An 11,569-nucleotide genomic window follows, 5' to 3' on the forward strand; every position below is an offset into this window, starting at 1 on the left:
TTACTAAGAAAACATTGGAAATTTAGTTTCTTCAATAAACCTTCCCATATTTTTATTTAATAAATCGGCTGCTTTTAAAACAATTTCTTTAAACTCTTCAAAATCCTCTTCGGAACAGAATTCAAATCCATGAGCTAAAATGGAATTATTTCTAAATTTAATAATATTCCTAATTTTATTTTCATTTTCCAAATAAAATTTACCTAAATCATCATTTAACTGTTCAAGCAGAATATAATCCTTAATTAAACCTAATTTAATATCATTATATTTTTTATCTCTTGAATTTTCTAATTCTGCCAAATAATTTTCATCCAACTTATATTCTTTTAAAACATCAGTATCAACATTGGAACTATCAATATTATACTTTTCTAAAAGTCTAATTTGGGCAATCAGCTCAAATGAACGATATAATCTAGCTACTGCATCATCAAACTTATTTTCTTTTCCTCTACGTTTAGAATTATTAATTATTGAAGCCAGCATATAATATTTCTTTTGTTTATGATCAACAAATCTTGTTTTATCATTTGAATCCTGATTCTGCTTATTTAAGATATTTAAAGCAATGATATTTTTTTGAAAATCAGCAGCTAACTCCGGCCAGGTCTCTTTAAATATTTTTAAATCAAAATTTTCTAATGCTTTTTTGTAATTTACATTGTCAAAATAATAGTATGTGTTGAATAATTTAGAATAAATCACTTTATTTTCATTCGTACTAATCATATCATCAATAAGTAACTTTCCAGCTTCAAAACGATTGCTATTAAATAAATCTTTAAGTTTATCCATTATTAATTCATCATAAATTGGATAAAGATTTTGGGAAATACATTTTTCAGTTCCTTTAACAACAACTCCATCTTTCCTATCACCGGCAACTAAAAATAATTCTTTTCCAAATATCATTGAAGCAAAAGCAGCAGACATAGTCATTGTTTTAGTACCTGATGTATAATCAATTATTATTTTATAATCATTTTCCAGTTCAAGAATTTTAGATTTAAATTCAAAAAAATAATCTTTAAACTCATCAATATTATCATTTTCTATAAATTTAGTTTCAAAATAATCATCAAAATCCTCATCATTAGATTCGTTAAAAATTTGTTTAAGAGTGTCTATTGTTGATTTTGATTTCCTTGAACCGAAAAAACAAATTAAATCCGGATCTTTTGAAACAATAGAACACATCAAACCATGTGCCAAACTCTTTTGATTATCTTTAAATCCAGTCCCCACAGTCATGAATAATGCTCGTTTTTTCCTTGCCATAAAATCACTTTTTAAAATTTATAATCATCAAAACTAATTTGTTAATAATAAAATATACAACTTATGGTTAAAATAAATTTTAAAAATTCACTTCAATTAACCTGAAATAACTTTTAATTAAGCGAATAGTTTTAATATATGGTTTTCTGCAATAACACCTCAATTGTCCGTAAAAAGCAGAATGCTTTGTCACAATCCTTATTTTAATAGATGGTTTTCTGCAATTGATACAAGAACAAAAGAACAAAAAATAACAGAAATGTCACAATCCTTATTTTAATAGATGGTTTTCTGCAATATAATCTATAGTATCCATTTTTATATTTTTGATTTGTCACAATCCTTATTTTAATAGATGGTTTTCTGCAATGTCGAAGAAGATTATGTTGTATATGACCTTGGAAGTGTCACAATCCTTATTTTAATAGATGGTTTTCTGCAATTCAGACATTCACAAAACTATGGAGGGGAGTGCCTATGTCACAATCCTTATTTTAATAGATGGTTTTCTGCAATTTAAATATTTTAACGGTGCTAACACCGATAAATTAGTCACAATCCTTATTTTAATAGATGGTTTTCTGCAATATAGTGCTCAAGAATTATTTAAGGGGATTAATTGTTTGTCACAATCCTTATTTTAATAGATGGTTTTCTGCAATACTGGGAACTCTGTTTACACAACACTCTGTTTACCAGTCACAATCCTTATTTTAATAGATGGTTTTCTGCAATTAAAAGAGGTGATGAATAACTATGAGAAATACGCAGGGTCACAATCCTTATTTTAATAGATGGTTTTCTGCAATATCTTGAAGGTTTAGAGTTTACTGCTAAATACGGCAGTCACAATCCTTATTTTAATAGATGGTTTTCTGCAATATAGTTTCTCAAGATTAGAGCAAATATTATTATCTGAGTCACAATCCTTATTTTAATAGATGGTTTTCTGCAATTTAATAGAAAAATCAGTACAAAAGATAGAGAAATGTCACAATCCTTATTTTAATAGATGGTTTTCTGCAATCTTTATTAATGGGATTGAAACTGTTAAAGTAAAAAAGTCACAATCCTTATTTTAATAGATGGTTTTCTGCAATATTAGGACAAATTATACACTTGAATGTTCAGATGGTCACAATCCTTATTTTAATAGATGGTTTTCTGCAATACCGAATTTCCTGAGTTCAGTAGAATGGATGTTCTCGTCACAATCCTTATTTTAATAGATGGTTTTCTGCAATATTACTAAAACAGGTACTTATAGTACTGCTTATGTTGTCACAATCCTTATTTTAATAGATGGTTTTCTGCAATGCATTAAGTTTCTTTTGGGATGAAGACCCAGGTGAAAGTCACAATCCTTATTTTAATAGATGGTTTTCTGCAATATTTTATTGTGCTTTTGAAGATCAGTTTTCCGAACAGTCACAATCCTTATTTTAATAGATGGTTTTCTGCAATAATACTTTCGTGCATACATCTAAAAAGTTAGCGTCTGTCACAATCCTTATTTTAATAGATGGTTTTCTGCAATCTCTTAGTAATATGTATAACTGAAAAAGCTACATATGTCACAATCCTTATTTTAATAGATGGTTTTCTGCAATAAAAATGTTTGAAAACTATACATTAATTAACATAAAGTCACAATCCTTATTTTAATAGATGGTTTTCTGCAATAGAGTACAGACGAAGATACATGGAGTAATAATCCTGTCACAATCCTTATTTTAATAGATGGTTTTCTGCAATTTAAACAAGATGTTTGGTCAGAAAAAGAAAAAGAAGTCACAATCCTTATTTTAATAGATGGTTTTCTGCAATAAATACACACAAAAAGCACAAAAGCATCAAAATTCGGTCACAATCCTTATTTTAATAGATGGTTTTCTGCAATAACAAAACGATACCTATATAACTGCATACTGCAGAAGTCACAATCCTTATTTTAATAGATGGTTTTCTGCAATGGTAATAAAGAAAAAAAACATATGATTTGTTAAAAAGTCACAATCCTTATTTTAATAGATGGTTTTCTGCAATTTTTGGAAGATTTTAATTTAAAAACTAATAATGATAGTCACAATCCTTATTTTAATAGATGGTTTTCTGCAATAGTCTTACAAGGGATTAACAAAATACGAAAGAAAAGGTCACAATCCTTATTTTAATAGATGGTTTTCTGCAATATTATAATGATTATGATAATTACCATAATCAAACAGTCACAATCCTTATTTTAATAGATGGTTTTCTGCAATATGTCTAATGCAATCTACAGATATCATCATGGTATGTCACAATCCTTATTTTAATAGATGGTTTTCTGCAATCTCAAACTCCTTAGGAGGGTAAACTACTGAATATGTGGGTCACAATCCTTATTTTAATAGATGGTTTTCTGCAATATACAAACAGTAGATACTTACGACGACTATACAAATTGTCACAATCCTTATTTTAATAGATGGTTTTCTGCAATAATAATGTAGTTGTAGTTAGAATAGGAAATAACGATTTGTCACAATCCTTATTTTAATAGATGGTTTTCTGCAATAAAAACTATAACAGCTTAAGGGATTTAAGTAAATTAGTCACAATCCTTATTTTAATAGATGGTTTTCTGCAATTAATATATTTGTTAAATATGCTAATAGTAGTGAAAAGTCACAATCCTTATTTTAATAGATGGTTTTCTGCAATAAAGTATGTGTAGAAAGTATTACTGGACGTGGTAAAAGTCACAATCCTTATTTTAATAGATGGTTTTCTGCAATATCTTTAAGAATATGTATCTGCTGCATCTGAATAAAGTCACAATCCTTATTTTAATAGATGGTTTTCTGCAATTTAAAATGGAATCTTATTACGAAGCAAAAGAAAATTGTCACAATCCTTATTTTAATAGATGGTTTTCTGCAATTCAAAACCAAGGAAATATACCAGGAAAAGGAATCAGTCACAATCCTTATTTTAATAGATGGTTTTCTGCAATATATTACACCTCCTTTTTTTAATAATATTCGATTGTCACAATCCTTATTTTAATAGATGGTTTTCTGCAATAAATAATTAAATAAATAAATCATTAAAGGAGATGACAGTCACAATCCTTATTTTAATAGATGGTTTTCTGCAATATGGCGATGGAAGGGTTCAATGTTGTAGTGTTTAAGTCACAATCCTTATTTTAATAGATGGTTTTCTGCAATCAAAATTATAGAAAATGTTTCTGTTGAGGAATTACAAGTCACAATCCTTATTTTAATAGATGGTTTTCTGCAATAAAGAGGGGAAAAAAAAACATACCATCTGCTAAATGTCACAATCCTTATTTTAATAGATGGTTTTCTGCAATAGCCTCAAAAATTTCTCAAAATTTCACTTTTTTATGCAAAAAACTTGTATTTAGTGACAGTTTCTGTGAACTTTACTTTATCCAACCTCTGTTATAAATTATTGCACAAATTATTTAAATACTTTTCTATTAAAACTAGCTAAAATTAAAGCAATAATTAATATAATATAAGAGCATACTCATCAAAACCACATGATAAAAATAATCTAAAGAAAACTAGCTGAAATACTGATTTATCTGAAAAATAAAAAGTATTAATTAGTTATAAAAAAATATTATCTAAAGAAAAATTAGGCAATCTTCACCACCTTCTTGAAAATCCAACATAATTTTTCTCTTCTCCTGTCAAATATTTTCCAAGTAATCTGCCCTGATAAAGAATTATATCTTCATAACTCATTTTTTTATCATTAAAGTTAATTTTAGAGTTTAGTTTATCCATTATTTTAGCTATTAATAGTTTACGAGCTTTATCCTGAATCCTGATTTGACCTTCATCAAATTCAAAATCATCAACATCAACCTGATTTTTATTTACAATAGCTAAAACTGTTTTATCAACTATCTGCTGTCTGAATTCTTCAATTAAATCAAATACCAAACTTGCTCTTCCATATCTGTCAGAGTGTAAAAAACCGCAGTACGGATCAAGACCTGCCAAATATATGGATTTCCACATTTCACTTTGAAGTACTGCGTATCCGTAATTAAGAAGGGAATTAACAGGATCTGTTGCACCACGACCACTTCTTAGGTTAAAACCCCATTTTTCATCTAAAACATGGTGAAATCCAATCCAGTATTCAACTGATGCTTGTCCTTCAAAACCTAATATTTTACTTCTTAAATTATCGCTTGTATCTTTTTTTAATCCATCTAATTTATCTAAATAATAATTCAGTTTATCCCTTTGTGCAGTTAAAAATTCATCATTTGACCTTGATTTTGCAAGTGTTCCTAAAACTGCTTTTTGGTTTTCAATTTTAGCATTGATAAAAGCTTTTGCTATTTGGCCGCTTCTTTTATCAGCCAATGCAAAAAATTGTTCTTTTTTAACTATCACATTTTTCTTTTCTGGAGGAGTTAATCTGTAATCGACATATCCTTTCCAATTTATTGATACACAGTCTATATCATGATTAGCCAGTAATGTTAATGCATCAAAAGTTATTGAACCTTTTCCAGTTAATAATATCTGAGATACATCTTCTGCTCTGAAATAGTCAACTTCTTTACCATTTTCTTTTATAACAATTTGATTGTCTCTTTTTGCAACAGATTTCCCAAAACCGTCTACAACTAATTTCATTAAAAATCACCTCAAACAAATACATATTCTTCTTTTTGCGGCAGTGACATAGCCCCTTCAATCAAGATGGAATCAACACAGGATTCACAAATTGGAAAAAGAGCTATACTGTCTTTATCTGAAGATAAGTAAAAATCAAACTCACTTGCAAGTTCAAATCTCTCTTCAATTTCCAGCAGCCCACAAAATACTGATTTTTGAATTCTTCTAAGTCCATAGTACCTTAATCTTTTTATAAGATTATTTCTTGGAGCATCTTCTGAAATATCATACATTACAATAACCATCATTTTTATAGAAACCTACTCTTCGTCAATAATTTGTTTAACAGATCCAAAACCCTGTGAAACTCCTTTACCAAATCCAAAGTAGTCAGGGATTTTAAATCTTACTTTAAACTCTCCTGTAAAACCAAGCATTTTAACTGATTTATAATTAACACTAACTGGTTCTAAGTGAGTTTTAACATAAATTCTACGGTTTACAATAATTCCTAAACCTTTTGCCATAGATAATATATTACCTATAAGAATTTTGTTTAAGAATAGTTTCCTTTCCTTCCAGTCATCCATTTTTTTATATTTTTTAAAATTTTGTGTGTTAAGTGCTAACCAAGGAGTTATAAATTTGTAATGAAACTCTTCATTAGATGTATTGATATCAAATTCTTTTTCATGCATAATTTTTTCCTCAATTAAATAATTTTTATCTAATTTAAACTCATATAAATCAGAAGAAATATCTTTTAATACTTTAGCACCTTCACCAACACCTAAAATTAAAGGTTGACCATTGATAATTTTATATTGAACCAATGGATAAGAATATAAAAATCTTTCATTACCATAATGATTATGTAATATAGATTTATCTTTAAACTGATTTCCAATATAACCCCTAATTTTACTAGCAGGAACATTTATCTCTTTATCTGTTTTAATCATAAGACTGCAAATATCAACTTTCATATTATTCTCCCATCACCTAAATTTTGGAAACTCTGCAAGTTTCATATATTTTTCTATATCTGGATAAAATAATTTGGAATTATTTAAAACTTTTTTATATAAATCAACTGCATCATCTTTATTCATAGGATTTAAACCATGAGCCAATATAGAATTATTTCTTTTATTTACTGCTATATTCAGCTGCCTATCTTTTATTGATTGATTGGATAAATTATCATCTAATTTTTCCAATATATTATATGCTTGAGATTTATGAACTTTAAAAGAATCCTTATTGTTTTTATAATCATTAATTCCAAAAGATTCGACCAAATATTTAACATCATCTCCTGTTTTTTTATTGAAATTATTTCTATTAATATGGAATATTTTACTTGTTTGAAATCTATTTAAATCTATTAAACCAAAATCATTTAACCTAATTTGAGCTATTAATTCAATAACACGATATAATCTTGCTACAGCATCATCATAAAAACCTTCTTCAATTTTTCTACAAGCATTATTCAATAAATCCGGAAGATAATAAAACATGGAATCTTTAGCATCTGTTAAAATTTTCAATTTTAAAAACTTTAAATTATTTTCTAATTGATTAATAAATCCATTTACATCCTCAAAGTCATGTTTTAAAAGATTTATAGGGCAATTATTAATAATTTCATTTTCTAAATAAACTGGAAGTTTAGATTTTTCATATCTTTTTGTAGTTTTATTATAATATTTAATTTTATTATTGAATATATCCCAACACTGATAAAATTTAACTAAATTAATATAATACTCTGCTTGTTTTTTTAAATTTGAATCAGATAATTTTAATTTAGCATTTTCAAAATTTTTTAAAGCTGCTTCAAACTGATAATGATTAAAAAAGTTTTTACCTCTTTTAAATTCTAAAAGAGCATAAGTTTTATAAGGATCATATTGGATTTTTATAGATTCAAAACCATTTTTAACAGTTCCAACACCACCTTTATTTCTAGATTTCAAATCAGATTCATCTTTAGAACCTACATAAATATATTCAAAAGAGTTGGTATATTTATCACCAGTTGAAGCTAAAATTAAACCAGTTACCATAGGTTTAGTTCCACCCGTAAAATCAATAGTTATATTATCAAAACCCCTATCGTGCAAATTCCTAAGAACCTCTTTAGATACTTTGTAAGCCTCATCCAAACTTTCATGAAATTTTAATTCTTTTCTTACATATTTATAACCTTTCGTTTCATGAATTATTAAATCAATACTTTTGAAAGATTCTTTTGTATGAATAAAATAAACTAAATCTGGTTTTATTTCATTAATAGAATAAATAAGAGGTTTAGGAGAACCTCCTACAGTCATAACAAGAACTTTTTTATTTGACATTGAACCATATTTCCCCCTTAATTATCTTTAGATAATTGAACCCATCCTAAAGGCATGTCTGAATTGACAATTAATTTTTTAGTTTTGGGAAAATCATAATTATAAAATTTACCTATTCCATTATCATTCCTAAATTTAGTGAAATCATTTAAAGATTTTCTTGAATTTTTAATATTTAACATTTGACTAACTGCTAAAACACCAGACCCCTGTCCTAATCTAATAAACGGTCTTTCAATACTATTTAACTTATAAATGTCATTATAAAAATCTTCAAGATTATATAATCCATTTTTTTCTGCAAAATTAATTTCTTCATCAAATAAATCCATTGAAAAATCATAGACACATTTAAAAATATCATCAATACCATAATTAGATGTTTTTCTATCTAAATTAGGATTTGCTGAATTATAATATTTAAATTTTAAAATTGAACCTCTATCAATTGTTTCTAAAAAAGTAAAAGTATTTCTTTTAGTTCCAAATGATTCAACACCATAAATAGCAGGTTCTTTAATTCCATTAAATGTATCTGTAAAATTTAAATTTCGCATAAAACTATCCAACTTTTTATTTTGAGTCTTAATTAGTTTTTCAACATCAAAATTCCTTTTATCAATCAAATTTAATTTAGAATATAAAATGGAATTCCTAATAGCTCCCTTAATTGAAGACCCCGGAATATAAGATTCATTTTTTGTTTTAATATTTTCTTTAATACAACCAATATTATACTTATCTTCAATATCATTACCATAACATAAATTACATTCATATAATGAATTTTTTAAAAAATTAAAATACAAATTTTTATTAGCTGTTTTAACAGAATTTAAAAGAAATTTATGCAATCCTCTTGGTTCTTCATTATTTCGTTGATTTTTAAAATTATCACCATTTTTTAAAACATCCAAAAAATCCATAAATAACTCAAAATCAAGATTATAAAGTTTTCGAGCAATAAAATCCAAATTTGATCTTGATAATTTAGTTATGCCTTTTCTTTTAATGAAATAAAATTCAGAACAGTAATATTCATTTCCAGTCCCTATAAAAACAGGTGAAAAAACTTCTAATTTAATGTTTTCAGAATTATCATTAAACATGTTAATCCTCCAAATTATATGGAATGTTAAATGCATAGCCAATTTCTACAGATTTTGAACTAGTATCCACTACTGAACCATAAATATTAGCAAAATTAGGGAAAACAGATCCTTCTTTAAAAAATCTAGTTTGTTTCCTTAAGCCATAAGTATCCCTTGATCTTTTCAAACCTAAATCATAATAAGAATTACCAAATTTAGAAATATTTTCTAAATCTAATTTATTTGGAATAAATCTGGATAATGTTACAAAATAGGAATAACTTTTATTAAACTTATTAAACATATCATAATCTTCAATTATAAACTCAAAATGACCATTTCCTGTTGAAATATCTTTTCCAAAACCTCTATCTCTTAAAAAATTTAAAGCAGCGATAAATAAGTTTTCTGAAGATGAATCATTAAAATCTACTAAAAAGAATAAACCTTTATTGTCATTGAATCTATAATTCTCTGAATAAAATATATTTACAGATTCATTAGTAATTCTATTTATAACATTATGGTTGTTAATTTCTTTAGAAAAAAACCCATCGTTTAACAATTCATTTGAATCATAAGTCAATAAAAATTTCTCATTATATTCATTTATAATAAACTCATTACCAATATTATCTAAAACATACCCATAATCATAATTACCATTTAATAAATTTAAAAATATATTTTCTTCGATAAACTCAATTTTTTTAAATTTTTTTAATAAACTAATATCCTTACAAATAGGATCATTAATAATTATTTTAGGATAAAATCTAATGTACTTATTATCATCAATTTTTAAAAATGGGAAAGTCGAAGATACTTTAAATGGAATTTCATCTTTATTTTTAAACATTTGCAAAATATCATTTAACTTATCTGGAAATAATTCTGAAAATGCATAAATTATTGCACCATACAAACTATCTGATGATAAAAATGGGAATCTAGATTTAGGTTCTAAATAAACAATTTTCATTTTTATCCCAACTATATTTATAAATTAAACTCTTGTATATCAAATTCAGAAAGTAAACCTATGTCATAATGACTAATTTCTGCATTATTTGAGATATAACACTCTCGAGATTTAAAACAACATGTTAAATTATCAAAATGAACCTGACCATATCCTCTAGAGCCACTACCTCCCAAATAATTTTCTTCAAGTAGCTTCATTGCTGTGAATATTTCTTTAAAGTTTTCTTTATCTTCATCACAATAAATGCCAAATACTATTTCAAAATCAAATTTCGAAGATTTTGGAATTCTTTCTGAAGGTCTTGGGTTAAAAGCTGATCCTTTAACTCTATTAATCGTATTTTCAACTTTTAATTCTGTACCTCTATTAATATCGTTATTGACATTCCAAAATTCTTCTTTAGTTTCATTATCTGGAAATGCATCTCTAACTATAATTCTTGTGGGGCCTTCATAAATACCATTATCATTTGAGAATCCAAAAATTTTACATGGTAAGCATTTACCACAATTACATGGACCAACATCTTTTTTATCAATCATTTCACTTCTTATATTATTTAAAGAATCTTTATTAAATAATTCAAATAATGATCGTAATTTTCCTTTTAATGAAGAACCTGGAATATATGGCAAATCTGTCTTTTTATCACGCATAACCATTCTATCAATCCCACCAATTTCTAAAGAGTCATTAGATTCTCCGATATATAATCCAGTATCACAAACAATTTTTCCTTTTAATATAATATTTCCTTTAAATTCAATTTCCATATTTATTCCCCCATTATAAAGAACGTGGTTTATTTGCTTTATAAAATGCAACAATAGCTTCTAAAAATTCTACAAACCTATTAAAATCCTCTTTAGATTGTACTTTATTCATTGCTGATTCTAATAAATTATAAAAATCTTCACTGATTAATTTTCTACCTTTAGCATATGCCAATTTAGGCATTAATAAAAAAAATTTAACTTTTAATTCATTCCAATTTTTAGTTTTAGTCTCTAAATTTATTTCTTTAACTGCTGCGAAGAATTTTCTTAATTGTGTTGTTTTTATGTCATCATTTTTTAACTGCCTAGTTAAAATATCAACATCACCATCAAATCTAACAAAATCATCAACATTATACTCTTTTAAACTATTTAACTTATTAATTTTTTTTGTAACTTCAACTATCTTTTTAGTCATTTA

Annotated in this window: 9 protein-coding genes and 1 CRISPR repeat array; all 9 genes read right to left on the minus strand. The window is 26.1% G+C overall.

Annotation, left to right across the window (positions count from 1 at the left end; translation table 11 throughout):
• Nucleotides 1-3 precede the first annotated feature (3 nt).
• The 9 genes from ACMC9J_RS00355 to csm2 all read right to left on the minus strand — a co-directional run bounded on the left by ACMC9J_RS00355 (nucleotide 4) and on the right by csm2 (nucleotide 11,566).
• A complete protein-coding gene (locus tag ACMC9J_RS00355) occupies nucleotides 4-1,281 on the minus strand; it encodes a TIGR02710 family CRISPR-associated CARF protein (RefSeq protein WP_427003336.1) in 1,278 nt (425 codons plus the stop codon).
• A gap of 188 nt (nucleotides 1,282-1,469) precedes the next feature.
• Nucleotides 1,470-4,642: direct repeats of the CRISPR family, unit length 37 nt; unit sequence GTCACAATCCTTATTTTAATAGATGGTTTTCTGCAAT.
• Nucleotides 4,643-4,943: 301 nt separating this feature from the next.
• Nucleotides 4,944-5,951, minus strand: a complete 1,008-nt coding sequence (cas1, locus tag ACMC9J_RS00360) for a CRISPR-associated endonuclease Cas1 (RefSeq protein ID WP_304170729.1) — start codon at nucleotides 5,949-5,951, stop codon at nucleotides 4,944-4,946.
• A gap of 11 nt (nucleotides 5,952-5,962) precedes the next feature.
• Nucleotides 5,963-6,226: a CRISPR-associated endonuclease Cas2 gene (cas2, locus tag ACMC9J_RS00365; protein WP_019268275.1), complete on the minus strand. Its 264-nt coding sequence runs from the start codon at nucleotides 6,224-6,226 to the stop codon at nucleotides 5,963-5,965.
• A gap of 27 nt (nucleotides 6,227-6,253) precedes the next feature.
• Entirely contained in the window at nucleotides 6,254-6,919 is a 666-nt protein-coding gene (locus ACMC9J_RS00370) for a CRISPR-associated endonuclease Cas6 (protein WP_427003337.1), read from the minus strand.
• A gap of 12 nt (nucleotides 6,920-6,931) precedes the next feature.
• Nucleotides 6,932-8,296 (minus strand): TIGR02710 family CRISPR-associated CARF protein, encoded by a 1,365-nt coding sequence (locus tag ACMC9J_RS00375; RefSeq protein WP_304170733.1) that lies wholly within the window; start codon nucleotides 8,294-8,296, stop codon nucleotides 6,932-6,934.
• 17 nt (nucleotides 8,297-8,313) lie between these two features.
• A complete protein-coding gene (csm5, locus tag ACMC9J_RS00380; protein WP_304170735.1) occupies nucleotides 8,314-9,405 on the minus strand; it encodes a type III-A CRISPR-associated RAMP protein Csm5 in 1,092 nt (363 codons plus the stop codon).
• 1 nt (nucleotide 9,406) lies between these two features.
• Entirely contained in the window at nucleotides 9,407-10,369 is a 963-nt protein-coding gene (gene csm4 / locus ACMC9J_RS00385; RefSeq protein WP_427003338.1) for a type III-A CRISPR-associated RAMP protein Csm4, read from the minus strand.
• 17 nt (nucleotides 10,370-10,386) lie between these two features.
• Nucleotides 10,387-11,145, minus strand: a complete 759-nt coding sequence (gene csm3, locus ACMC9J_RS00390) for a type III-A CRISPR-associated RAMP protein Csm3 (RefSeq protein WP_304170739.1) — start codon at nucleotides 11,143-11,145, stop codon at nucleotides 10,387-10,389.
• Between the two features lie 13 nt (nucleotides 11,146-11,158).
• Nucleotides 11,159-11,566, minus strand: coding sequence for a type III-A CRISPR-associated protein Csm2 (gene csm2, locus ACMC9J_RS00395; protein ID WP_304170741.1), 408 nt, complete (start codon nucleotides 11,564-11,566; stop codon nucleotides 11,159-11,161).
• Nucleotides 11,567-11,569 lie beyond the last annotated feature (3 nt).

Source organism: Methanobrevibacter intestini, assembly GCF_047402955.1.
Lineage (GTDB): Archaea > Methanobacteriota > Methanobacteria > Methanobacteriales > Methanobacteriaceae > Methanocatella > Methanocatella intestini.